Annotated in this window: 22 protein-coding genes; 9 read left to right on the top strand and 13 right to left on the bottom strand. The window is 61.6% G+C overall.

Annotated elements, in window-relative coordinates; genetic code table 11:
* Positions 1-28: 28 nt before the first annotated feature.
* From catC to ACTHL0_RS13950, 3 genes are all read right to left on the bottom strand, one after another.
* Positions 29-307 (bottom strand): muconolactone Delta-isomerase, encoded by a 279-nt coding sequence (catC, locus tag ACTHL0_RS13960; protein WP_440567340.1) that lies wholly within the window; start codon positions 305-307, stop codon positions 29-31.
* A gap of 144 nt (positions 308-451) precedes the next feature.
* The gene (locus ACTHL0_RS13955) at positions 452-1579 is read right to left on the bottom strand and encodes a muconate/chloromuconate family cycloisomerase (RefSeq protein WP_440567339.1); all 1128 of its coding nucleotides are present in this window, start codon (positions 1577-1579) and stop codon (positions 452-454) included.
* 117 nt (positions 1580-1696) lie between these two features.
* Positions 1697-2620, bottom strand: a complete 924-nt coding sequence (locus ACTHL0_RS13950; protein WP_440567338.1) for a LysR family transcriptional regulator — start codon at positions 2618-2620, stop codon at positions 1697-1699.
* 177 nt (positions 2621-2797) lie between these two features.
* Here ACTHL0_RS13950 and catA point away from each other — a divergent pair, with 177 nt between their 5' ends.
* The 5 genes from catA (at position 2798) to benD (ending at position 7538) form a co-directional block, all read left to right on the top strand.
* Complete coding sequence (gene catA / locus ACTHL0_RS13945) at positions 2798-3733, top strand: catechol 1,2-dioxygenase (protein WP_440567346.1); 936 nt, start codon at positions 2798-2800, stop codon at positions 3731-3733.
* Positions 3734-3860: 127 nt separating this feature from the next.
* The gene (locus ACTHL0_RS13940; RefSeq protein WP_440567337.1) at positions 3861-5219 is read left to right on the top strand and encodes a Rieske 2Fe-2S domain-containing protein; all 1359 of its coding nucleotides are present in this window, start codon (positions 3861-3863) and stop codon (positions 5217-5219) included.
* Complete coding sequence (benB, locus tag ACTHL0_RS13935) at positions 5216-5704, top strand: benzoate 1,2-dioxygenase small subunit (RefSeq protein WP_440567336.1); 489 nt, start codon at positions 5216-5218, stop codon at positions 5702-5704. The genes ACTHL0_RS13940 and benB overlap by 4 nt, the downstream gene beginning before the upstream one ends.
* A 38-nt stretch (positions 5705-5742) precedes the next feature.
* Positions 5743-6765 carry a benzoate 1,2-dioxygenase electron transfer component BenC gene (gene benC, locus ACTHL0_RS13930; RefSeq protein ID WP_440567335.1) on the top strand — a complete coding sequence of 341 codons (1023 nt, stop codon included), beginning with the start codon at positions 5743-5745 and terminating at the stop codon, positions 6763-6765.
* Positions 6762-7538: a benzoate diol dehydrogenase BenD gene (gene benD, locus ACTHL0_RS13925; protein WP_440567334.1), complete on the top strand. Its 777-nt coding sequence runs from the start codon at positions 6762-6764 to the stop codon at positions 7536-7538. Before benC ends, benD begins: the two co-directional genes overlap by 4 nt.
* Before the next feature lie 38 nt (positions 7539-7576).
* Here benD and ACTHL0_RS13920 read toward each other — a convergent pair whose 3' ends face one another.
* Genes ACTHL0_RS13920 through ACTHL0_RS13910 form a run of 3 tightly spaced genes read right to left on the bottom strand, consistent with a single transcriptional unit; the run spans position 7577 to position 10405 of the window.
* Positions 7577-8350, bottom strand: coding sequence for a GntR family transcriptional regulator (locus ACTHL0_RS13920; RefSeq protein WP_440567333.1), 774 nt, complete (start codon positions 8348-8350; stop codon positions 7577-7579).
* Positions 8351-8399: 49 nt separating this feature from the next.
* Complete coding sequence (locus tag ACTHL0_RS13915) at positions 8400-9344, bottom strand: PDR/VanB family oxidoreductase (RefSeq protein WP_440567332.1); 945 nt, start codon at positions 9342-9344, stop codon at positions 8400-8402.
* Positions 9345-9352: 8 nt separating this feature from the next.
* Positions 9353-10405 carry a Rieske 2Fe-2S domain-containing protein gene (locus tag ACTHL0_RS13910; protein ID WP_440567331.1) on the bottom strand — a complete coding sequence of 351 codons (1053 nt, stop codon included), beginning with the start codon at positions 10403-10405 and terminating at the stop codon, positions 9353-9355.
* A gap of 419 nt (positions 10406-10824) precedes the next feature.
* Here ACTHL0_RS13910 and ACTHL0_RS13905 point away from each other — a divergent pair, with 419 nt between their 5' ends.
* Together ACTHL0_RS13905 and ACTHL0_RS13900 are read left to right on the top strand one after the other, a co-directional pair.
* Complete coding sequence (locus ACTHL0_RS13905) at positions 10825-12306, top strand: benzaldehyde dehydrogenase (RefSeq protein ID WP_440567330.1); 1482 nt, start codon at positions 10825-10827, stop codon at positions 12304-12306.
* Between the two features lie 166 nt (positions 12307-12472).
* A complete protein-coding gene (locus ACTHL0_RS13900) occupies positions 12473-13573 on the top strand; it encodes an NAD(P)-dependent alcohol dehydrogenase (RefSeq protein ID WP_440567329.1) in 1101 nt (366 codons plus the stop codon).
* A gap of 131 nt (positions 13574-13704) precedes the next feature.
* On the opposite strand, the gene ACTHL0_RS13895 is transcribed toward ACTHL0_RS13900, so the two are convergent.
* The 4 genes from ACTHL0_RS13895 to ACTHL0_RS13880 all read right to left on the bottom strand — a co-directional run bounded on the left by ACTHL0_RS13895 (position 13705) and on the right by ACTHL0_RS13880 (position 18260).
* Positions 13705-14478 carry an SDR family NAD(P)-dependent oxidoreductase gene (locus ACTHL0_RS13895; protein WP_440567328.1) on the bottom strand — a complete coding sequence of 258 codons (774 nt, stop codon included), beginning with the start codon at positions 14476-14478 and terminating at the stop codon, positions 13705-13707.
* A gap of 47 nt (positions 14479-14525) precedes the next feature.
* Positions 14526-15425, bottom strand: a complete 900-nt coding sequence (locus ACTHL0_RS13890) for an amidohydrolase family protein (protein ID WP_440567327.1) — start codon at positions 15423-15425, stop codon at positions 14526-14528.
* Between the two features lie 73 nt (positions 15426-15498).
* Complete coding sequence (locus ACTHL0_RS13885; protein ID WP_440567326.1) at positions 15499-17355, bottom strand: feruloyl-CoA synthase; 1857 nt, start codon at positions 17353-17355, stop codon at positions 15499-15501.
* Positions 17356-17477: 122 nt separating this feature from the next.
* The gene (locus ACTHL0_RS13880) at positions 17478-18260 is read right to left on the bottom strand and encodes a crotonase/enoyl-CoA hydratase family protein (protein ID WP_440567325.1); all 783 of its coding nucleotides are present in this window, start codon (positions 18258-18260) and stop codon (positions 17478-17480) included.
* Positions 18261-18472: 212 nt separating this feature from the next.
* Between ACTHL0_RS13880 and ACTHL0_RS13875 the strand changes: the two genes are divergently transcribed.
* Positions 18473-18931 (top strand): MarR family winged helix-turn-helix transcriptional regulator, encoded by a 459-nt coding sequence (locus ACTHL0_RS13875; protein WP_440567324.1) that lies wholly within the window; start codon positions 18473-18475, stop codon positions 18929-18931.
* An 86-nt stretch (positions 18932-19017) separates the two neighbouring features.
* On the opposite strand, the gene ACTHL0_RS13870 is transcribed toward ACTHL0_RS13875, so the two are convergent.
* From ACTHL0_RS13870 to ACTHL0_RS13860, 3 genes are all read right to left on the bottom strand, one after another.
* Positions 19018-20094, bottom strand: a complete 1077-nt coding sequence (locus ACTHL0_RS13870; protein WP_440567323.1) for a porin — start codon at positions 20092-20094, stop codon at positions 19018-19020.
* A gap of 80 nt (positions 20095-20174) precedes the next feature.
* Complete coding sequence (locus tag ACTHL0_RS13865; RefSeq protein WP_440567322.1) at positions 20175-21434, bottom strand: MFS transporter; 1260 nt, start codon at positions 21432-21434, stop codon at positions 20175-20177.
* Positions 21435-21700: 266 nt separating this feature from the next.
* On the bottom strand, positions 21701-22579 hold the full coding sequence (locus tag ACTHL0_RS13860; protein ID WP_440567321.1) for a helix-turn-helix domain-containing protein: 879 nt from the start codon (positions 22577-22579) through the stop codon (positions 21701-21703).
* 200 nt (positions 22580-22779) lie between these two features.
* Between ACTHL0_RS13860 and ACTHL0_RS13855 the strand changes: the two genes are divergently transcribed.
* Positions 22780-23048: FAD-dependent monooxygenase (locus tag ACTHL0_RS13855; RefSeq protein WP_440567320.1), on the top strand; the 269-nt coding region annotated here is incomplete at its 3' end.

The following is a 23048-nucleotide window of genomic DNA, read 5'->3' as shown; positions in this document are numbered from 1 at the left end:
CAGGCGAGGTCCGCACTCATGCGGTGCTTCAGCGAATCGACGACGGATGCCGGGCCAGCGCCGTCACCTGCAGCTTCATATACGGAAATAAAGGAAGCACCGACAGAATGGCGTGCAGTTCGTCATGCGACTCGACATCGAACACACTGTAGTTCGCGTACTCGCCCACGACGCGATGCAATTGTTGCCATTTTCCGTCTCGTTGCAGTTGCTGAGAGTACGCCTTCTCGCGCGCCTTGATTTCTTCGGCCCGGTCCTGCGGCAGGTCGTGCGGTAAATGTACGTCCATCCTGACGAGATACAACATAATCCCTCCTTGAGTGCGACGCGCTTCTTTTAGCTTCTTTTCATTTCCGGCAAGCGCGTCATGTGAAATGGTGAATCGTGAATGGCGAACGCTGAGCGTTCAACGTCGACATTGAATGTCGACGTTGGCTATCGCCCCGCCGGCCTAACCGCGTTTGTCGCGCCGATAGAACGCCAGCTTGTCTTCGTCGATTTCGAGCCCGAGTCCCGGCCCTTCCGGTAGATGCAGATCGAAGTCCCGGTATAGGGGACGCGCCGTCACGATGTCGTCCTTGAGCAGCAACGGGCCGAAGAGCTCGGTGCCCCACGCCAGCTGCGCGAGCGCACAGAAGCCGTGCGCCGAGGCAATCGATCCGATGCTGCCCTCGAGCATCGTCCCGCCGTACAGCGAGACGCCGGCTGCATCGGCAATGGCTGCTGTCCGCAGCATGGGATAGAGGCCGCCCGATTTCGCGATCTTCAGCGCAAACACGTCGGCACACGCGCCTTGCACGAGTTCAAGCGCGTCTTCAGGCCCCGCCACGCCCTCATCGGCCATGATGGGCACGATAAAACGTGCGGCAAGCCGAGCCAGCGCCCCGCGTTGTTCGCGTGGCGTAGGCTGCTCGATGAGATCGACGCCGGCGGCTTCCAACGCCTCGATTCCGCGCACCGCCTCGACTTCGCTCCAAGCCTGATTGACATCGACCGTCACATTCGCACGGTCACCGAGCGCGGCTTTGATCTTCGATACATGAGCCACGTCATCGCGAACGCCGCGCCGTCCGATTTTCAGTTTGAACGTGTGATGACGGCGTTCGGCAAGGAACATTTCGGCTTCGTCGATGTCGCGAGCGGTATCGCCGCTCGCCAGCGTCCAAAGGACCGGGAGGGTCTTGCGCACTGCGCCGCCGAGCAACGTCGATACCGGCACGCCCAATCGCTTTCCCTGTGCGTCCAGCAGCGCCGTCTCGATCCCGCACTTGGCGACCCGATTGCCACGCGCCACCTTGCTCAGTTTGAGCATGGCACCGTTGACGTTGGTTGCGTCCTGTCCGATCAGCGCTGGTGCCAAGTAGGTGTCGATGGTCAGCTTGATGCCTTCGGGGCTCTCTTCACCATATGAGAGGCCGCCGATGGTTGTCGCTTCGCCAATCCCCTCGATGCCATCGCTCGAACGCAAGCGGACGATGACCATGGTTTGTTGCTGCATCGTCGCCATGGAAAGCTGATGCGCGCGAATGGTGGGCAGATCAACGAGGATCGCTTCGACAGACGTAATGTGGGCGTTCATACCTGGACTGAAGGGTTGGATACGTTGCCCGGAGTATTGCGCGCGCAATCTCCCCGTGTCCAAGACCATCGACGTCTAGTTCCATACCCCCGGGGTATGGCGATAGGTATGACTAAGCTACGCGCCCCCGTCGGTACGGGGCAAGTAGGGAATGCGTTCTTCCTCGTATAGCCGATAAATCAAATCCAGCATTTCCTTGATATCGCGCGATTCGTCCATCGCGCGCATGCTCATGATGAGTGGCGATACGAGCGTCGGATCGTCGAGTTCCTTGTAGCTCACGTCATCGCGCTTCAATCCGTGCACGCTGCTTGGGACGACAGATACGCCTTCTCCCGCCGCCACGAGCCCCAACGCGATCTGCAATTCGCGCACTTCATAGATTCGGCGCGGGGCAAGCGATCGATCCTCGAAAGCGGACAGCACCTGGTCGGCATAGCTCGGCCTGGGCGATTTGGGGAAAATGATCAGCGTTTCATTGACGAGATCCCGCAGCGAGAGCACGGGCTTGGATGTCGAAAGCGGATGCCCGACCGGAAGCGCCACGATCAGTTTTTCTTCGCGCAGGACCACCCGGCGAATGTTGGCGTCCTCATGCCGAATACGGCCGAACCCGACATCGATTTGTCCGTCTTTGAGTGCCCGAATCTGATCCATCGTCGACATCTCGTGAAGACTGAGTTCGACCGTCTTGTTCTCGTCGCGGAATCGTCGAATGATTTTCGGGAGCATCCCGTAGAGCGTCGAACCGACAAAACCAACAGAAAGACTTCGCTCAATATTGCCGACGCGCCGGGTCATCGATTCCAACTCGCTCGTCTGTGCCAGCAATTGCACAGCGTGCGAATAGAAGAACTTGCCGGTTTCGGTCAGCCGCAACGGCCGGGCGTTGCGCTCGAACAGCTGCACGCCGAGCGTTTCCTCGAGCTGCTGTATCTGACGGCTCAACGGCGGCTGAGCGATGTGTAGCCTTTGCGCCGCGCGCGTGAAGTTGCGCTCTTCCGCGACCGCGACAAAGTAGCGAAGGTGTCGCAGCTCCATTTCCATACCTCCTGGATATAGCGCAATACTAAATCAGTGTTGGACCGCCGTGTTTGGCGTCCATTATGCTGGCTTCACGCTTTGTTTCAGGGCGCAATTATACCTTCCGAGCATACTCGCGGCGTACTGAAACACGGGTTTACCCCATCCGAAAACAGAGAGAGTGAGGAGCACACCATGACCGTCAACGTATTCGACTCGAAGGAAGTTCAGGACCTGCTCAGGGCCGCCGCCAACCTGGGAAGCCAAGATGGCAATGCGCGCATCAGGCAGATCACCCACCGTCTGTTGAGCGATTTGTTTAAAGCGATCGACGATCTCGACATGACGCCCGATGAGATCTGGGCCGGCGTCCATTACTTCAATAAGCTCGGACGGGACGGCGAAGCCGCGCTGCTGGCCGCCGGATTGGGATTGGAGAAATATCTCGACATCCGCATGGACGCTGCGGACCGGGAAGCGGATATTCATGGCGGCACACCGCGGACGATCGAAGGCCCGCTGTACGTGGCGGGCGCTCCAGTACGCGATGGCGTGTCGAAGATCGATGTCGACCCCGACGACAATGCCGGCCCGCTCGTCATTCGCGGCACAGTGAAGGGTTCAGACGGACAGCCCGTGGCGGATGCGGTCGTCGAATGCTGGCACGCCAACTCGAAAGGCTTTTATTCGCACTTCGACCCGACCGGTGCGCAAAGCGATTTCAACCTTCGCGGCGCAGTAAGGACCGGTGCGGACGGCAAATACGAATTCCGGACGCTGATGCCCGTCGGATACGGCTGCCCGCCGCAAGGCGCAACGCAACAATTGCTCGACGCGCTTGCCCGGCACGGCAACCGTCCAGCGCATGTGCACTTTTTCGTCACGAGCGAGAACAGCCGCAAGCTGACCACGCAAATCAACATCGAGGGCGATCCGCTGATTTGGGACGACTTCGCGTATGCCACTCGCGAAGAGCTGGTGCCTCGCGTCGTTCGGAAGCATGGCGGCACCGCTTTGGGACTCAAGGCCGACGCGTATCAGGAGATCGAGTTCGACATCGTGCTGACTCCGCTGGTACAGGGTAAGGACAACCAGATCGTCAATCGCCTGCGCCTCGCCGCCGCGGCGTAATGACTTAAAGCGGGCCCAAAACGGCGGCTGCCTCGCGAACGCACTCGATCCGCCGCTCGCTTCATTCCACGAATCATTTGAACCGATGCCGGGCCTTCGATACGAAGCCCGCATAGGGAGAGCACGCATGTCTGCCACCATCGATAAAGCCCGGCAATTGAATGAATTGCTAAGCGCCGCCGTACAGGACGACCGGGAGAGCGGGGTCTTTCGCTGCCGCCGCGACATCTTCACGAACGCCGATCTATACGAACTCGAGATGAAGCATATCTTCGAGCGCAACTGGGTCTATCTCGCACACGAAAGCCAAGTCCCGAACAACAACGATTACTACACGACGTGGATCGGCCGGCAGCCGATCGTCATCACACGCGACAAAACCGGTGAATTGCACGCTGTCATCAACGCCTGTGCACACAAAGGCGCCATGCTTTGCCGCCGCAAGCATGGCAACAAGGGCAGTTTCACCTGTCCATTTCATGGCTGGACGTTTTCGAACGCCGGCAAGCTGCTGAAGGTAAAAGACGAGAAAACCACCGAATATCCGGTGCAGTTCAACCAAGCGGGCTCGCACGATCTCAGGAAGGTGGCGCGGTTCCGGAACTACCGAGGCTTCCTGTTCGGCAGCCTGAATGCCGATGTCATCCCGCTCGAGGACTATCTCGGCGAAACGAAGGTCATCATCGATCAGATCGTCGAACAGGCGCCAAATGGCTTGGAAGTATTGCGCGGGAATTCCACCTACATCTACGACGGTAACTGGAAGATGCAGATGGAAAACGGCTGCGACGGGTACCACGTCAGCACCGTCCATTGGAATTACGCGGCCACGATGGGCCGACGCAAGGTCGAGGGCACCCAGGCTGTGGATGCAAACGGTTGGAGCAAATCGGTCGCCGGGGTGTACGGGTTCGAGCACGGTCATATCCTGCTGTGGACTCGCACCATGAATCCGGAGGTCAGGCCCGTGTATCGGCATCGCGATGAAATCGCCGCCCGCGTCGGGCAAGAAAAAGCGAAGTTCATCGTCAATCAGACGCGCAATTTGTGCCTCTATCCGAATGTGTTTCTGATGGATCAGTTCAGCACGCAGATTCGCGTGGTGCGTCCGATCAGCGTCGATCGGACCGAGGTCAGCATCTTTTGCTTCGCGCCGAAGGGGGAAAGCGAGCAAGACCGCGCGACGCGCATCCGTCAATACGAAGACTTCTTCAACGTTTCGGGTATGGGAACCAGCGACGATCTTGAGGAATTTCGCGCCTGTCAGTCCGGTTACGCGGGCTCGACGCCGATGTGGAACGATCTGTCGCGCGGTGCGCCGCTGTGGATTCATGGGCCCGACGAAAACGCAAAAAACATGGGTTTGAATCCGCTGATTTCAGGTGAACGAAGCGAGGATGAAGGCCTTTTCGTGGTCCAGCACGGATACTGGGTTCAGGTGATGCGCGACGCATTGAGAACAGAACAAGAGGAGGCACCGGCATGAGCTTCGACTACTCAAAGATCTGCGCCGCGTTATATCGCGAAACGCGCTTGCTCGACGATCGCCAATGGGACGAATGGTTGGCTTGCTACACCGAAGATGTCACTTACTGGATGCCGGCTTGGGACGATGACGACCTCCTCACCGACGACCCTCATAGCCAGATCTCGTTGATGTACTACCCGGACCGGGGCGGCCTGGAAGACCGCGTGTTCCGCATCAAGACGGAACGAAGCGGCGCATCGATGCCCGAACCCCGCACGAGCCACAACGTCACAAACGTGGAGGTACTGGCGGAGCGCGAAAACGAAGTGGACGTTCGATACCACTTCAATACGCTCAGCCATCGCTACAGGATCACGGATCAATTTTTCGGCACCATCTTCGTCACGTTTCGCAAGGTGGAGGGCCGCTTGCTGATTTCAAGCAAGAAGATCGTGTTGAAGAACGACTATATCCGCCAAGTACTGGACGTGTATCACGTCTGATGTTCGCGGTTAGCCCGAGATAGGAAGCAGGAGGCAACGTGTCAAGCTACAACATCGCACTGAACTTCGAGGACGGAGTCACCCGCTTCGTCGAATGCAAAGCCGGAGAAAAGGTTTTGGACGCGGCCTTCCGTGCCAAGATCAACCTTCCGATGGATTGTTCCGACGGCGTGTGCGGCACCTGCAAGTGCCGCGCCGAAAGCGGCAGCTATGACCTTGGCGACGAGTACATCGAAGATGCGCTGAGCGATAGCGAAAAAGCGAGCGGCCTGGTGCTGACCTGCCAGATGGTGCCGCAAAGCGATTGCGTGATCGCGGTTCCCGCTTCGTCGACGGCATGTAAAACGGCACAAAGCAAACTCGCCGCAACCGTAACGAAAGTCGAGCCGCACAACGACGCAGCCGTCGTGCTCGAATTGAATGTGAACGGCGCGGCACCCGCGTTTCTGGCGGGGCAATACGTCAATATCGATGTGCCCGGCAGCGGCCAGCATCGCTCGTATTCGTTTTCGTCGGCGCCCGGCGAATCGACGATACGCTTTCTGATCAAGAAGATTCCCGGGGGCGTGATGAGCACATGGCTCGAATCCGCGCAGCCGGGAGATCGCGTCGACATGACAGGGCCGCTCGGCAGCTTCTACCTGCGCGCTGTGGACCGCCCGTTGCTGTTCCTCGCGGGAGGGACGGGATTGGCGCCGTTTCTGTCGATGCTCGAAATCTTGGCCCGCGCAAATTTCCGCCAACGCGTGCATCTGATCTATGGCGTCACGCGCGACCTCGATCTCGTTCAAGTTGAAGCAATCGAGGCATTCAGCGCAAAGCTGCCGAACTTCACCTTCTGCACGGTCGTAGCGGATCCCGCGTCGAGCCATCCACGCAAGGGCTGGGTGACGCAGCACATGCCCGCCGAATGCCTGAACGACGGCGATGTCGACGTGTATCTGTGCGGCCCGCCCCCGATGGTCGACGCGGTCCGCAGGCATTTTGACGAAAACGGCACGAAGCCGAACAGCTTCCACTACGAAAAATTCACACCCAACGCAGTACCGGTGACGCTATGAGCGCGCAACGATTCGAAGGGAAGGTCATGGTGGTCACGGGCGCAGCCCAGGGCATTGGCCGCGGCGTCGCGCTGCGCGCAGCGGCGGAAGGCGCGAAAGTGCTGTTCGTTGACCGCGCCGAGTTTGTCGCCGAAGTCGCTGCTGAAGCGATCGACGCCGACACGGCCGGCTTCGTGGCAGACCTCGAAACCTATGAAGGCGCCGCATCGGCCATGGCATTCGCCGTGGAAAAATTCGGCAGGATCGACGTACTCGTCAACGGCGTGGGCGGTGCCATTCGGATGCGCCCTTTCGCGGAATTCGAACCGGCGCAGATCGATGCGGAGATCCGCCGGTCCCTCATGCCCACCTTGTATGCCTGCCATGCCGTGCTCACGCCTATGCTGGCGCAAGGCGGAGGCACCATCGTGAATGTATCCTCGAACGCGACGCGGGGTATCCGCCGGGTGCCGTATTCCGCGGCCAAAGGCGGCGTCAACGCGATGACGCAATCGCTTGCGATGGAGTACGGTGCGCACAACATTCGGGTTGTCGCCGCGGCGCCGGGTGGCACCGAAGCACCGGTGCGCCGGGTGCCGCGCAACGCAGCCGGCGACACTGAGCAAGAGCAGGGATGGACGAGCGAAGCCGTCAGGCAGGTGACCGAGGCCACCTATTTCAAGCGCTACGGCACGATGGACGAACAAGTCGCACCCATTCTCTTTCTTGCCTCCGACGAGGCAAGCTATATCACCGGCGCGATATTCCCCGTCGCCGGCGGCGACAACGGATAGCGATTCCGCGAACGCAATCGAAAGCGGCGCCTCAAGCCTTACTTGGCCGATTCTTTGCGGATCAGGTTTGCGGCGGACAAGCGCAACCGCATCGCCTGATTGTTCAACGCGTTCTCGAGGTTGCGATGGGCGATTCGCGCATGCTCGCGCATCAACGCTTCGGCGCGCGCCCCCTCGCGCCGCTCGATGGCATCGAGCACGGCGCGATGCTGCGCCTGGGCCACGACGAGCACTTGATAGGCGTCGCGCGCCACCGACTGCACTTCGACGAAACCGCTCGGCGAAGCGAAGGGCAATGCCATCGCCCTGGCGAGTTGCCGCTCGACGATGCTGCTGTTGCAGGCCAACGCGAGCAAGCGGTGAAACCGCTCATTGAGTTCGACGTAGCGCGAAAACTTTGCCTCGCTCATCTTCGGCGAGGCGAGCAGCGCATCGATTCCATCCACGCATTCGTATAGCTGCGTCAGCAACGGCTGCGCGACGCCACGCTCGGCCGCCAGCCGCGCAGCCATCCCTTCGAGCGTACCGCGCAGCTCGATTGCATCGTAGATTTCAGCGCTGCTGAACGAACGGACGGCATAGCCGCCCGAGGGCACGGCATCGAGCAGGCCCTCGTCCTGCAAACGCATGAGCGCGGCGCGCACGGGCGTGCGCGACATGCCGAGGCGATCGACGGCCCACAGTTCGGTAATACGCGCACCGGGTGCAACCTCGCCCGCAAGTATCAACTCACGCAGCCCCAATTGCGCCTTGACCGTTTGCGACGCGCCAGCCGATGCAGCATCTGCTGATGTTCCCTCGATGGGCTCCATTCGAATCCCTGTTGCTTATCCTTCATTCATGCGCAGCTGGCCGCACCGCTCAAAGATCCAGCACGAGCATCGGCGATTTGGACCGCGAACAACACGGCAGAAACTGATTGTTGGCGGCCTTCTCTTCGTCCATCAAATAAACGTCGCGATGATCGGGCTCGCCCGACAACACGCGCGTCAGGCACGTGCCGCATACGCCTTGCTCACACGAAGTGGGGATCTCGACGCCCGCCTGCGCGAGCGCCGCGACGACCGTCAGATCCGGCGCGACGTCAATCACTCGGCCCGTGCTCGACAGCTTCACCTGGAAAGCGCCGCCGCTCTCTTGCACCGGAGCCCCGGAGAAGAACTCGCGATGCACGTTCGCGTCGTTCCAGCCGGCGGCCTTCGCTGCATCCATCGCCGCGGCGATAAAACCCGACGGGCCGCATACATATAGATGAGTATCGGGCTGAGCCTGCGCGAGCAGCGCGTCCAGTTGCAATCGTCCACCGTCTTGCGCGTCGTCGAAGTATAGATGAACGCGTTCGGCAAACCTCGATTCGGTGAGCCGATCGCGAAACGCCATCCGTGCGGCGCTGCGCGAGCAATAGTGCATCTCGAACGAAGCACCGGCATGATCGAGCGCCGCGGCCATCGAGAGGATCGGCGTGACGCCGATGCCACCGGCCAGCAACAGCGAATGACGCGCCTGCGTATGCAGCGGAAAGTGATTCTTCGGTTCGCTGATGTGGAGCAAGCCGCCCTCCTTCAACGCATGCATGGCGATCGATCCGCCACGCGAATGGGCATCGCGCAGCACTGCAATCCGGTAGCAATGCGATTCGCTGGGGGTATTGCAAAGCGAATACTGTCGCACGAGCCCATCGCGCAGCATGACATCGATATGCGCGCCGGCAGAAAACGAGGGCAATGCAGCCCCGTCGGCGCGCACGAGTTCGAATGCGCAGATATCGGTGGCCACGGCGAATTTTCGGGCGATGTTGACTTGCATGATCGATCTCACGAAGCGGCGCCGACAGCAGCGGCTGCCTGATCCTGCGCCATCAACCGGTCGAGCACGCGGCGCGACTGCACGCCACCGGCATCGATGTTCAGTTTCAGGAGATTGCGCTCCGGATAGTCGAGCAGATTGCGCTGCTGCGCTTCGAGCATCGCGAGATCTTCCGCAAAAATTTTGCCTTGTCCCTCGCGGATCTTCCCGGTGAGTTCGGCATCGTCGGGGCGGAAGTTGCGCGCCATGCCCCAGAAATACCAGATCGATGTCTCCGTCTCCGGGGTGATGAAATCGACGACGATGCTCGACGCCTTGTGCCGCGCATCGGCATGATATCCCCCGTGACCCGCATGGGCGACGCCCACCTCGATCATCACGTGGCTCGGTGGCGTGAACCGGCAGATCTGCCAGCGATCGCATGGAACGTTATCCGCCAGCCCGTTGCCGCGCAGCGCCGCGGCCCAAAACGGCGGCGGCATGATGTTCTCCATGAAGCGGCTCGTCACCACGGTGTCGCCTTCGAGTTTCGTCTGCGGGGCGGACGCTTCGATCTCCGCCTGGCCGATGCTCGACGCGTGGACGTAGGTCTCGTGCGTGAGATCCATCAGGTTGTCGATCATGAGCCGATAGTCGCATGCGATGTGATAAAGGCCACCGCCATAGGCCCACTCGGGATGGTCGGCCCACTCGAGCGGGTGAATCTTGTCCGGATCGGCCAGCGCCGCATCGCCGGGCCAGACCCAGATGAAACCGTCACGCTCGACGGCGGGATACCGGCGCGTTTGCGGGAACCCGCCCACGCGCTGGCAGGGCATCGACGCGCACTTGCCGTCGGCGGCGACCGTAAGGCCGTGATAGCCGCACACCAACTGCCCGTCGCGCACGAATCCCAGCGAGAGCGGCGCACCGCGATGGGGGCAGAAATCCTCGAGTGCCGTGACGACGCCGTCCGGCCCGCGAAAGAAGACCATGCGTTCGTTGCAAATGCGTCGGCCGAGCGGTTTGTCAGCACATTCGTCCGGCGTACAAGCCACATACCAAGCGTTCTTCAGGAACATCCGCCGCCTCCTTCTTTGTATACATTTTTTAACTGGAAAGCGCGTGCATGTGGACGCCAGATCACGCCACAAGAACCGCTCGTCACGCGCATCCCCCACATATATAGCCGATTTCACCGCTTTACGAACCGACAAACGGATTCGAGATCTCGCAGCAAACGCGCTTGATTGTATACAACCGAGCTGAGATTGCCAGCACCCGAGGCAGCACATCGGGGTAAACGACTAGGCATCGAAGGCTTGAACCGACTCACCATAAAATCGATGGTTGACTTATTTGTTATGTGATATAACTTTCTACAACAAGCGGCCCCTCGCTGCAATAGCGGTACATGCATGCATCTGAAAGCGTCGGAAGCCGTGCATCGGCCGCATGCGCGGCACGGAAAAGAACGATTTCAAACATGGAGACATCGGACATGACAGACAGCCCACACCATCCGCTCATCGATCAAGACGTCTGGACCGGCCGATTGTTCGGCGGCGCGGATGGCAGCTGGTATACAGCCGGCGAGACGCGAGACGTCATGGAACCGGCCACGGGCGAACGACTGACGAACGTCGGGCTTGCCCGCGCGGCCGACGTGGCGCGCGCAGCGAAAGCCGCGGCCGCTGCGCAACCTGCCTGGGCCGCCCTCGCGCCGCGCGACCGGGCCGCGATCATGCGGCGTGCGGCCGCCGCGTTCGAACGCAATCTCGAACATGCAGCGCGCTACATCGCCCGGGAAACAGGCGGCATCCCGGCGAAGGCGCAACTCGAAGTCGCCGAAGCCGCCACGCAGCTGCATATCGCGGCTGGGCTGCCGCTGCAACCGCAAGGCCTTGTACTGCCGTCAACCGCGGGGCGCACGAGCTACGCGCGGCGCGTGCCGCATGGTGTCGTCGGCGTGATATCGCCGTTCAACTTCCCGCTGATCCTTTCGATGCGCTCCGTCGCACCGGCGCTCGCACTGGGTAATACCGTGGTGCTCAAACCCGATCCGCAAACGCCTGTCAGCGGCGGTTTCCTGATTGCCCGCGCGTTCGAGGAAGCCGGGTTGCCGCCGGGCGTGCTGCAAGTCGTACCGGGCGATGCCGATGCCGGCGCGGCGGTCGTCGAAGCGCCGGAAGTCCGAATGATCGCCTTCACCGGCTCGACCGCCGCCGGCCGCAAGGTAGGCGAACTCGCTGGAAGGCTGCTCAAGAAGGTATCGCTCGAACTCGGCGGCAAGAACACGCTGATCGTGCTCGACGACGCCGACCTCGACCTCGCAGCCAGCAATGCCGCTTTCGGCGCATTCTTTCATCAAGGGCAGATCTGCATGGCGACGGGCCGTATCGTCGCGCATCGCAAGATCGCCGCGGAACTGACACGGCGTCTCGTCGAAAAAGCCACGACGTTGCCGGTCGGCGATCCGGCCAGTGGCAGGGTGGCCATCGGGCCGCTCATCAACGCGCGGCAGCTGCAGAACGTCGATTCGATCGTGCGCGCATCGGTTGAAGCCGGGGCCGTGCTCGAAGCCGGTGGCACCTACGAACGCCTGTTCTATCGACCGACCGTGCTGTCGAACGTGCAGCCCGGCATGCGTGCATTCGACGAGGAGATTTTCGGCCCTGTGGCGGTGATCACGCCGTTCGATAGCGACGACGAAGCCGTGGAGCTGGCGAACCGCACGGAGTACGGCTTGTCTTGCGGCGTGATCGGCAGCTCCCTGTCCCGCGCCACGGCAATCGGCGATCGCCTCAAATGCGGCCTGCTGCATATCAACGGCCAGACAGTCGCCGACGAGTGCGTGAACCCGTTCGGCGGACGCGGCGATTCCGGCAACGGCGGCAGCATGGGTGGGCCGGCCGACGCCGAGGAATACACGCAATGGCAATGGGTCACGGTGAAAGGCGCGGCGGAGCGCACGCCGTTCTAAGGCGATTGAAAGTGGCTTGGGACCGGCACAGCGGCGGCCCTGCGATTCAGGGTCGCCGGCAGCCAAGCCATGACGTGATGTGGCGCCAGTGGCCGTCGCAAGCACGAATGACTTCATGACGAATCGCCTTCAAAGCAGGGCCTGATATGAGAACGGAGACGAAACAATGAAAATCAAAGCAGCGGTGGTCCGCGAAAAAGGCGGCCCGCTTTCGATAGAAACGCTCGAACTCGAAGGGCCGCGCGACGACGAGATCCTCGTGCGCGTCGTGGCAACGGGCGTCTGCCACACCGACGTCGTCGTACGCGACGGATTGTTGCCTACGCCGCACCCCGTCGTGCTCGGCCACGAGGGGGCCGGCATCGTGGAACGCGTCGGACGCAACGTGACCAAAGTCGCCCCCGGCGACCCCGTCGTCATGACCTACGATTCGTGCGGCAGTTGTCCTGCCTGCGCCGCGCACGCGCAAAGCTATTGCCACGCATTCTTCCCGCGTAATTTCTTCGGTACCCGCCACGACAGCACGACCGCCCTCTCGAAAGACGGCGAGCGCATTCACAGTCATTTCTTCGGCCAGTCGTCGTTCGCGACCCATGCGGTGTGCCATGAGCGAAACCTCGTCAAGGTACCCGCCGACGCTCCGCTCGAATTACTCGGCCCGCTCGCCTGCGGTGTGCAGACGGGCGCCGGCGCCGTTATGAACGCGCTGCGCGTGCCAGCGGGGGCTTCGTTTGCCGTATTCGGCAGCGGTTCCGTCGGGTTGTCGGCGGTCATGGCGGCACGCGTGGCCGGTGCGACGACGATCGTCGCGATCGATCTCCACGACGCGCGGCTCGATTTCGCGCGCAGCGTCGGTGCGACGCATACACTGAACCCCGCTCGCGACGACATCGTCGCGGCGCTGACGGCCTTGACGGGCTACGGCATCGACTACACGCTCGACACGACCGGCAACCCGAAGGTGATACGCCAAGCCGCCGACAGCCTTGCCCCACGCGGGACCTGCGGCGTGCTGGGTGCATCCGCGTCCGGTACGGAAATCGCCCTCGATGCGGTGCACTTCATGAGCGGCGGCCGGCGCGTGATGGGGATCGTCGAAGGCGAATCGACGCCCGATACGTTCATTCCGACACTGATCCGCCTGCATCGACAGGGGATGTTCCCGTTCGATCGCATGGTGAAGTTCTACCCCTTCGATCAAATCAACGAGGCGATCGCCGATTCGCTCGAAGGGAAGACAATCAAGCCAATCGTGACGATGAGCTGAGCCGCAAAAAAACCGTCGAACGATGCACAATCCGTGCGGCGGGCTTGGACGGTCACGATGGAGGGCGGCCGGACACCGCCGGCCGATTTAACTCCGCTTCAACTCGGATTCAACTCGAATTCAACTCGGCTTTAACGCGGCGCCATCCTCAACGCGCCGTCGAGACGAATGACTTCGCCATTGAGTGCGACATTACCCACAATATGCAGCGCAAGCTCGGCAAACTCCTCGGGCTTGCCGAGCCGCTTCGGAAACGGAATCGATTGCGCGAGCGACTGCTGGGTTTCTTCCGGCAACGCATAGAGCAAAGGCGTCAGAAACAGCCCCGGCGCGATGGTCACCACCCGCACGCCGAACTGCGCCAGATCCCGCGCCAGCGGCAAGGTCAACGAGACCAGCCCGCCCTTCGACGCCGCGTAGGCCGCTTGCCCGATTTGCCCATCATAGGCTGCCACCGACGCCGTGCAGACGATAACCCCACGCTCGCCATCTTCCATCGGCTCGGCGCGTGTCATGCTTGCCGCCGCAAGCCGGACGACGTTAAACGTTCCCAACAGATTCACGTTGATGATGCGCGCGAACTCTTCCTGCGGCATCGCACTGCCGTCGCGGCCGACAAGGCGTTTCGCACCGCCGATACCGGCACAGTTGACGAGAATACGCGCGACGCCATGCGCGCGCTCGCCGGCCGCGATGGCCGACGCGACGGACTCGGCGTCCGTGATATCGCAGCGCGCGACCTGCGCTACCTGGTGTCCCAACTCTTCCGCCAACGCATGAAGCGCGGATTCGTTGATATCGAGCAGCGTGACACGCGCGCCCGCCGCTACGAGCGCGCGCGCTGTTTGCGCACCGAGCCCCGACGCCGCGCCCGTCACGAGCGCCGCTTGATCTTTTGCTTTCATCGATGTCTCCCTTCCTGTTTCAGGCCCGGCTGTTCTCAGCAGGCATATCAGGCCGCCGGCGCGGACGATGCGTCGCCGAGCCCAAGCAGCCGCACGGCGTTTTCCTTGAGCAGCAGCGAATGCACCTCAGGCTTGAATCCCGCCTTTTGAAAATCCTCCAACCAGCGGTCGGGGCGAATCAGCGGAAAATCCGACGCGAACAGCATGCGCTCCTTCAATAACGAGTTGGCATACTGGACGAGCTGCGGCGGAAAATACTTCGGCGACCACCCCGACAAGTCGATATAGACGTTCGGCTTGTGCAGGCAGATGGACAGCGCCTCGTCCTGCCACGGCCACGACGGATGCGCGATCACGACCTTCATATCGGGAAAATCGGCCGCCACATCGTCGACATAAATCGGCTCCGAATACTTCAAACGCAACCCGCCACCGCCCGGCATCCCGCTACCGATGCCCGAATGTCCGCTATGAAACACAGCGGGTAGCCCGTACTCCGCGATCACCTCGTACAGGGGATAAGCCATGCGATCGTTGGCGTAGAAACCCTGCACGGTCGGATGAAACTTGAAGCCGCGCACGCCACACTCTTCAATCAGACGCCTCGCTTCGCGCACCCCCATCTTTCCTTTATGATGATCGATGCTTGCGAACGCGATCATGATGTCGCGGTTGTTCGCGGCGAACTCGGCGATCTCCTCGTTTGGGATCCGGCGCCGCCCCATCTGGCTTTCCGCATCCACGGTGAACATGACGAAGCCGATCTTGCGCTCACGGTAATACTCGATCGTCTCGGGAATCGTCGGGCGCCGCCCTTGACGCAGGACGGTGCCGAAATACTTGTCGGCGGCGTCGTCGAATTCCTTGCCGAATAAGTCAGGCGGTTGACAGCACGACACTTCCGCATGCACGTGCGTATCGATCGCGATCAAATTGTCGATGTCCATACGCTGCTTTCCTTAATGATTAGCTATCCTAAATAGAATAACGATTGGATGGATCACCCTTATTCACGCATCCCTATCTGCGCGGCACCCAGATGCGCATCGCTTCGTCGCCCCGATGGAGCGCGTCGACGACAGCCGCACGCTGCGTCAGGACCGCGCGCTGATTGATCGAGCCTTTATCGGTCACCTCGCCCGTGGCAAGCGACGGCGGCGGATCGAGCAATGCCGCGCGGGCCACACGGTTCGCACTGCCCGTGCCCGCGGCATAGAGCGTGTCGAGCATCTGCTGAAATGCCTCGACGACACGCGCATCGGCAAGCACCTGCGCCGCTTCCGCATGCGGTGCTTGCGCAAGCGCACGACAAGCCTGCAAGCTCGGGACGATTAATACGCCTACCTCCTCGCGATCATGCCCGGTGACGACGACATCGGCAACATACGGGCTTCCGGCTTCGATCACGCGTTGCCGCAACGGGCCCACGCTGACCCACGTGCCGGTGTTGAGCTTGAAGTCCTCGGCTACGCGGCCGTCGAAGACGAAGCCGCGGTCGAGGTTCGACGGATCGAGCCAGCGCACCGCATCGCCCGAGCAAAAAAATCCTTCGTCGTCGAATGCATCCCGCGTCTGCTCGGGCGCGCGCCAGTATCCCGGCGTGACGTTTGGCCCGCGATACCGCACCTCGAGCTTGCGGCTCGCACCTTCGCCGATCGGGACGAGCTTCAGTTCGATGCCGGGCAGCGGAACGCCGATCTGGCCGGCGCTGACCTCGGTCTCGGCGATCATCAGCGCGGAGGGCGCCGTCTCCGTCATGCCGAGCCCCGTGTTCATCACGATCCGCTCGCCGCAGTGCGCGACGGCACTCGCATGCAGCCGGTCCCACACGGGCTGCTCCAACGCCGCCCCCGCGTAGAACTGCATGCGCAGCCTCGCGTAGAAGCGCTCCCGCAATGCCGCGTCGGCTTCGAGCGCGCGCGCGATTTCCTCCCACCCCTTCGGCACGTTGAAATAGACCGTCGGCGAGATCTCGCGCAAGTTGGCGAGCGTCGTCGCCATACCGTCGGCCGTGGGCTTGCCGTCGTCGATGTAAAGCGTGCCGCCATGAAACAGCGTAAGCCCGAAGTTCTGATTCCCGCCGAACGTATGGTGCCAGGGCAGCCAATCGAGAAAAACAGGCGGCGCTTCGGCGAGGAACGGCCACACCGCCGTCTCCATGACGAGGTTGCTCGACCACATCCGGTTTGTATTGACGACGCCCTTCGGCATCTTCGTCGAGCCGGACGTGAAGAGGAACTTGACGATCGTGTCGCCGTTCGTGGCCGCTCGCGCGCGATCGATCGCGTCCGTGGGACGCGTCTCCAACAGGGCGGCGAGCGTCGTGCATGGACGCCCGGTGGGCGCCGCTTCCGCCACCATGACCTCGACGTCAGCGGGCACCGCCTCGGCTATCGCGGCGCTGAAGCGCGCGCCGTCATCGGCGAAAACAAGCCCGGGGGTGATCAGCGAAACGATATGGCGCAGCTTGCCAAAACGCTTGTCGAGCAACGAATAGGCCGGTGAAATCGGCGCATAGGGCACGCCGGCGCACAGGCATCCGAGTGCGACGAGCGCATGCTCGATCGAGTTGCCCGACAGGATCGCCACCGGACGCTCGGCATCGAGCCCGCGCGCGAGCAACGCCTCGCCGATACTGCGCGCGGCGGCGGCGGCCTGACCGTAAGTCAAGTGCCGCCATTGTCCATCGGCGCCGCGGCGCGCAATGAAAGTGCGCTCGGGCGCCACGGCCGCATGCTCGAACAGCCGATCGATGACGCGCTCGGGATACGAACCAAGCGCCGTCGCCGACCGCACGCGCAAGGTGCCTTCGCGACTTTCCGTCACTTCGAGTGGGCCGACGCCGAACTGCACGCGCCGATAGGGGTGAGTTGCCATCGATTGTCTCCTTCCGTCCTGCTCTTGACTGCGATTCTTGATGACCGTCTTGTCGAGCACGTCTCTGATCAGCAACGCCGCGGTGCATCATGCCATTCACACGCGCACGCGCAAGGATGAACCTACTTTGGCCACACCTTGGCCGCCCGGTGCTCCAGAAAGGCGGCCAGACGATCCTGAGTTTGCGGATCGCTCAGCGCAACCGATGCCATCAGCGATTCGGTCAGCAAACCATCCTGGATCGATTGATCGGCAATGCGCGGCAGCACCTGCGTGACCGCGTAGTTCGTCGTCGGCGAATTCTGTGCAATACGCTCGGCCAACTCGCGCGCCTTGGCGAGCCCTTCGCCGTCGCCTACAAGGTATTGAGCAATGCCGGCGTCGTAGCCCTCGCGCGCGTCGTAGACGCGCCCGGTCAACATCATGTCGGTCATGCGGGCGACGCCGATGAGGCGCGGCACGCGCACGGATGCCCCGCCACCGACGAAGAGGCCGCGGCTGCCTTCGGGCAGCGCGAAGAATGCGGACGTTTCGGCCACGCGCACATGGCACGCCGAGGCAAGCTCGAGGCCGCCGCCGATCGTCGCCCCCTTCAGTACGGCCACGACGGGCGCGCGGCCGAACTGGATCTGCTCGAATGCCGCATGCCACATGCGCGAATGATGCATCGCTTCGACGGTGCCGCGCTCGCGCATTTCCGACAGATCGAGCCCCGCGCAAAAGTGTTCGCCTTCGGCATGCAGTACGATGGCGCGAACGGTGTCCGGCATCGTTTCGAAGGCCCGGCGCAGTTCCGCGACGAGCGGATCGCTGATCGCATTGCGTTTCGAGGGCCGGTTCAAGCAAACGAAGGCCAGAGAGCCGGTATGCTCGACTTTCAGGAATTCGTACGAGGGTTGCGTCATATCTACCACCCAGCAGTTGTTCGTTAGCGACGGAAATAGTTATATCACATAACTAGATGCCGAAGCAAACGATCTGGGATGGGAGTTTTGAACACTGTTTGAGCGTCGCTGGGACGCAATTCGCATGCGACATGCATGTTATGATCGACACGCTTTTTCACGCACGCTTCATTCATTCTCCGATCACCTTTCCCCCCACGCTTATGTCTTTGATGCTGCCCTCTTCCGGCGACGATGCGAGCGAGCAGGCGGACCAATCCGCGTTGCTCGATCTCGTGGGCTACAACATCCGGCGCGCCTATCTCGTCATCCAGGCGTTGTTCGACCAGGAGATGGAAAAGCACGACTTGCGGCAAGCCGAGTTTTCGGTGTTGTCGGTCGTCAGGGAGAACCCCGGCATCAATCAGCGCGCGCTGGCGGAAGCGCTCGCCGTGGCGCCGCCGAATCTCGCGACCTTGCTCGACCGTCTGGAAACCCGCGGCTTGTTGGCGCGCCAGCGCAGCACCGAGGATAAGCGCGTGCAGCATGTCGAGCTGACCACGCAGGGTGTGCGGCTCTATGGCCGCGCGCTGAAGGCTGCGGCCACCGCCGATGCAGGGGCCCTCGCGCATCTGAGCGACGCCGAGCGAGAACAACTGAAGGCGCTGCTGCGCAAGATTTTTGTGGAGTGAACCACACAGCGCGGCGAATAGGGCGCCGCGCCGTCGGAAGCGAATGAGCGCAATGAGCGTCAACGCCCGGATCAGAAGCTCGAAGATCAGAACCGCGTCTGCAAGCCGATACGCCCGATGAACTGCGAAGGGCTGCTGGACGCGACCATGACATCGTTGATCTGCGCATTGGCGCCCGCATTGGCCCGCTGATAGACAGCCGCGACATAGACGTTCGTGCGCTTCGAGAAGTTGTATTGCACTTCCGCTGTCAGTTGATGCGCATGGTTGTTGTTCACAACCTGGTTGCCTTTCATATACGAATAGACGCCGCTCACGAGCCACGGGCTGTCGAACGAGTAGGCGGCGCCGAATTCGGCTTGCCAAACCCCTGCGCCATTGAGTTCATTGCGCACGGTCGTGAACAATGCCGTCGTGACGACTCGGCCGATGTGGTAATGCGCGCCGACACCCCAATTGCGCACGCTGTCCTGCACGCCGGCAACATTGGTCTTGACCAACGTATAAGCCGCATTGGCGCCGAACGGCCCGTTGACGTAGTTGAGCCCGAAGCTTTGAGCGTTGCCCGCGCCGATCGAACCGGCCACATTGCCGAAGCCGTACATCACCCCGGCGGAAAAGCCGCCGAACGTCGGGCTCAAATACTTGACGGAGTTTTGCACGCGCTCACCGGCCATCCGATCCCAGTCGAACGAGCCGGTCGGATTGTTCGGCAACGCCAGACCGGCGAACGGCCCATTGCGAAAATCATAGACACCCTGGGCATAGAACGCGGCATCGTCGAAGCCGAAGAACAACGAGTCGATCATGAAGTCGTATTGATTGCCGAGCGTCAGGCGGCCCCAATGCTTATCGTCGAGCCCGACATAGGCATTGCGCCCGAACAAACTCTGTCCCGGCATGAACGAACCCGAACCGAGTTGGAATTGGTTCGTCAAATCGAACACCGCCGTGAGCCCGCCGCCCAGATCCTCCCTGCCGTCGATCTTGAGCAGATTCGGCACCTCGATGCCATCATCGAACTTCACAACGCTTTTGCCGCCTTGATTGCTGATATAGGACACGCCGCCATCGATCAACCCGCTCAGGGTCACGTTGCTCTGGGCGAACGCATGAGAGGCGAACGCCATGCCGGCCGCCGCGAACACTGCTTTGCGCTTCATCGAAATTTTCTCCTTGCCTGATCTGGATGTCTCCCGCGATCGTCGCCGCGGCTTTTCATGAATCAATGAATCGCTTTCGCTCAAGCGATGTCGCGCGAAGTGGCGAACGCTTCACCGGCGGCGGCCGCACGCTTGCGCGGCGCCGTCTCGACGAGGAACAGCGCCACGACGGCACCGCCCGCCAACCCGGCCAGCGCGAAGTCGAGCGTGGCCGGTAAGCCGAAGTGCTGCGCGATGTAGCCGGCGATGACAGGCGCGAGCCCGCCGCCGAAGATCTCTCCGGTGCCGGACACGAATCCGACCGACGACGCGATCAGTCCGAGCGGCGCCGCTTCCGTGGCGATCGGCCCGGCCAGGAGGCCGAGCAAGCCCAAGGCGAACACGGAGATGCCGAACAACAGCGCGAACAGCCTCTGCGGATTGGCGCCCGTGCGGGAAAACACATAGAGCAGGATGGCCGCACAGACGAAGGCGATGACCGCCGCCGGGCGTCGCCCGATGAAATCGGACACGCCTGCCACGCCGAACGAGCCGACAAAGCCGCCGAAACCGATCGCCGAAACGACGAAGCCCATGCTTTGCGTATCCAGATGCAGCACTTCGACGAGATACGTCGGGACCATGGCGCTGACGACGAAGATGCCTGCCATCGCGCAAAGGATCGCAAGCGTGGCGAGCAGGACGTTGCGGCTACGGAACAACTTCGTCCACTTCGCCTTCGCGTGTGCGAAATCGGGATGCGGCAGCGCGTTTTTCGGATGTTCGCGCAGCAGGGTCGCGATCAATGCCGCGACGATCAGGCCCGGCACCGCGGAAATCATGAAGACCCAATGCCATGACGGCACGATGCGCAGCAGTTGCGTCGCGATGATCGGCGCGAAGCCGAGGCCCAGCAGCGAGAACATGCTGAGCTGCAGCCCTTGATTGAAGCCACGCCGCGAAGGCAGCGAAGCCTCGCCCGTGGCCGCGACACTGGCCGGCGTGAACGCCCCTTCGGCCACTCCCATGATGGCGCGGATCAACATCAGGCCTCCGAAGCTGGCGGCGAGCCCGGACAAGCTTGAAAGCAGCGAGAAAGCCACCATCGTGACGACGAGAATCTTCTTGCGGCCGATACGATCCGAGACCGGCCCCATCGCGATCGCCCAAATGCCCCAGGCCACGCTCAGAATGCCTATGAGACTGCCGAGTTGCTGAAAATCGAGCCCGAGATCGCGCATCATGTGAGGAAAAAGCGGCGCGACGATCCAGCGATCGAGGCCCACGAGGCCAAAGCCGAGCCCAAGCAAAATCAGTGTCTTACGCTCGTAGGCCGTGTCGTGCTGCAAAGCGTCATTCATGTTCGATGTCTCCGATTGTTGTCGCGTCCGATATAGTTATTTTCGATATTTGTTATAAAGCATAACGTTTACGCGGGCGATTGCAAGCCCGTGTTTCCTAGGGAAAACGCGGAATACAGATGGGCAGGGAGAGGACGGCAACAGAGCACGCCGGGCGATGACGCGCGCAGGCTGCCGGGTGTGGCGCGGCAGCGGTCGACAACGAGGGGCAACGAGGGAGCAACGAGGGGCGACGAGAGACGCCGCGCTGGGCGGCGGCGCCCCGCTTAGCGCCTTTTGCGAAAGGCATTCGGCGTGCCGCCGGTCAGCCGTTTGAAGAAGCGCGTGAAGTAAGCGGGTTCCGAAAAACCAAGCAGATCGGCAATTTGACTGACGTTGAGCGTCGTATAGATGAGGTTGCGCTTTGCCTCTAACAGCAAGCGCTGATGCACGATCGACAGCGCATTTTGCCCGACGAGCCGCTGGCACACCGCGTTCAAATGCACGGCCGTGATACCGAGTTTCGACGCATAGGCGGCAATGGCGAGATGCTCACGATAGGACTTCTCAACGAGCTTGGAGAAAGCTTGCAGATGCGACTGCCCGCGGTCGCGCCGTTCACCTGCGTTCGCCTGCCGCGCCTCCTGCCTTGCGACCCAAACGACGAGCGCGCTGACCAGCGAGCGCAGCAGCAGATCGCGCGACGGCGCCGGGGTGGCGTATTCCCGATCGAGCGTCCGACATAGCGTGTCGAGATAAGCGCGGTCTTTTCCTACTGGATGACAGGCCGGATATTGAAGGACAGGCCTTTGCGCGTCGACCTGCTCCTGAAGCCATCCGACGAGCGGCGCCGCGAGCGTCAACACGAAACCGTCGACGTCATGGCTAAACCGGAAGCCATGCACGCATAGAGGCGGCACCACCTGAATCGACGGCTTCGCAATCTCGGCGTGCTCGCCTTCGATATTGATGATTGCCAATCCCTTTTGGACGTACAGAATCTGAGCGAGATCCGCGTGCCGATGCTCGCGGATCTCCCAGTCGTGCAAGCTGCTGCGCGCGGGAATCGATTCGCAGTGCAGAAGATCGGGCGTGTGCCACTCATGCCCCTCTCCATATAGCTTGAAGACGGGGATGTCCTTGAGCGGCGAATAGTCCAAGTCCATATGGTTCCTGCGGTCTCTTCGGTCCATAGACGGGCCTCGCTATCCCTTCGATCCTGGCACCGGTGTCGAATGGCCCAATCCAGCCCAGTCTGGCGATCTTTGAAAAGTCCAATTCTATTGCAAAAATGTGCCTTCCCTGCTCGGTCTGAACGTCGAAAAATACAAGCAAACGATGACCTATCCTCATAGGAGACACTGCCATGAAAACCCGAGTCGCGATCATCGGCGCCGGACCGTCCGGCCTACTGCTCAGCCAACTGCTGCAACGAGCGGGGATCGACAACGTCGTACTCGAACGGCAAACGGGCGAGTACGTGCTAGGCCGAATCCGAGCCGGCGTGCTCGAACAGGGTACTGCCGATCTGATGCGCGAAGCCGGGGTGGGCGCGCGCATGGATGCGGAAGGACTCGTGCATGAAGGTGTCGAACTCGCGTTTCACGGCCGGCGCGACCGTATCGATCTCAAGGC

The organism is Trinickia sp., assembly GCF_051961175.1.
Lineage (GTDB): Bacteria > Pseudomonadota > Gammaproteobacteria > Burkholderiales > Burkholderiaceae > Trinickia.
The sequence above is the reverse complement of the archived record's forward strand: the minus strand, read 5'-3'. Positions and strand labels throughout refer to the sequence as shown.

What these genes read in the sequence shown, in the direction of transcription:
- catC (WP_440567340.1), bottom strand. Translation starts at nt 307, where the DNA reads ATGTTGTATCTCGTCAGGATGGACGTACATTTACCGCACGACCTGCCG.
- ACTHL0_RS13955 (WP_440567339.1), bottom strand. Translation starts at nt 1,579, where the DNA reads ATGAACGCCCACATTACGTCTGTCGAAGCGATCCTCGTTGATCTGCCC.
- ACTHL0_RS13950 (WP_440567338.1), bottom strand. Translation starts at nt 2,620, where the DNA reads ATGGAGCTGCGACACCTTCGCTACTTTGTCGCGGTCGCGGAAGAGCGC.
- catA (WP_440567346.1), top strand. Translation starts at nt 2,798, where the DNA reads ATGACCGTCAACGTATTCGACTCGAAGGAAGTTCAGGACCTGCTCAGG.
- ACTHL0_RS13940 (WP_440567337.1), top strand. Translation starts at nt 3,861, where the DNA reads ATGTCTGCCACCATCGATAAAGCCCGGCAATTGAATGAATTGCTAAGC.
- benB (WP_440567336.1), top strand. Translation starts at nt 5,216, where the DNA reads ATGAGCTTCGACTACTCAAAGATCTGCGCCGCGTTATATCGCGAAACG.
- benD (WP_440567334.1), top strand. Translation starts at nt 6,762, where the DNA reads ATGAGCGCGCAACGATTCGAAGGGAAGGTCATGGTGGTCACGGGCGCA.
- ACTHL0_RS13920 (WP_440567333.1), bottom strand. Translation starts at nt 8,350, where the DNA reads ATGGAGCCCATCGAGGGAACATCAGCAGATGCTGCATCGGCTGGCGCG.
- ACTHL0_RS13915 (WP_440567332.1), bottom strand. Translation starts at nt 9,344, where the DNA reads ATGCAAGTCAACATCGCCCGAAAATTCGCCGTGGCCACCGATATCTGC.
- ACTHL0_RS13910 (WP_440567331.1), bottom strand. Translation starts at nt 10,405, where the DNA reads ATGTTCCTGAAGAACGCTTGGTATGTGGCTTGTACGCCGGACGAATGT.
- ACTHL0_RS13905 (WP_440567330.1), top strand. Translation starts at nt 10,825, where the DNA reads ATGACAGACAGCCCACACCATCCGCTCATCGATCAAGACGTCTGGACC.
- ACTHL0_RS13900 (WP_440567329.1), top strand. Translation starts at nt 12,473, where the DNA reads ATGAAAATCAAAGCAGCGGTGGTCCGCGAAAAAGGCGGCCCGCTTTCG.
- ACTHL0_RS13895 (WP_440567328.1), bottom strand. Translation starts at nt 14,478, where the DNA reads ATGAAAGCAAAAGATCAAGCGGCGCTCGTGACGGGCGCGGCGTCGGGG.
- ACTHL0_RS13890 (WP_440567327.1), bottom strand. Translation starts at nt 15,425, where the DNA reads ATGGACATCGACAATTTGATCGCGATCGATACGCACGTGCATGCGGAA.
- ACTHL0_RS13885 (WP_440567326.1), bottom strand. Translation starts at nt 17,355, where the DNA reads ATGGCAACTCACCCCTATCGGCGCGTGCAGTTCGGCGTCGGCCCACTC.
- ACTHL0_RS13880 (WP_440567325.1), bottom strand. Translation starts at nt 18,260, where the DNA reads ATGACGCAACCCTCGTACGAATTCCTGAAAGTCGAGCATACCGGCTCT.
- ACTHL0_RS13875 (WP_440567324.1), top strand. Translation starts at nt 18,473, where the DNA reads ATGCTGCCCTCTTCCGGCGACGATGCGAGCGAGCAGGCGGACCAATCC.
- ACTHL0_RS13870 (WP_440567323.1), bottom strand. Translation starts at nt 20,094, where the DNA reads ATGAAGCGCAAAGCAGTGTTCGCGGCGGCCGGCATGGCGTTCGCCTCT.
- ACTHL0_RS13865 (WP_440567322.1), bottom strand. Translation starts at nt 21,434, where the DNA reads ATGAATGACGCTTTGCAGCACGACACGGCCTACGAGCGTAAGACACTG.
- ACTHL0_RS13860 (WP_440567321.1), bottom strand. Translation starts at nt 22,579, where the DNA reads ATGGACTTGGACTATTCGCCGCTCAAGGACATCCCCGTCTTCAAGCTA.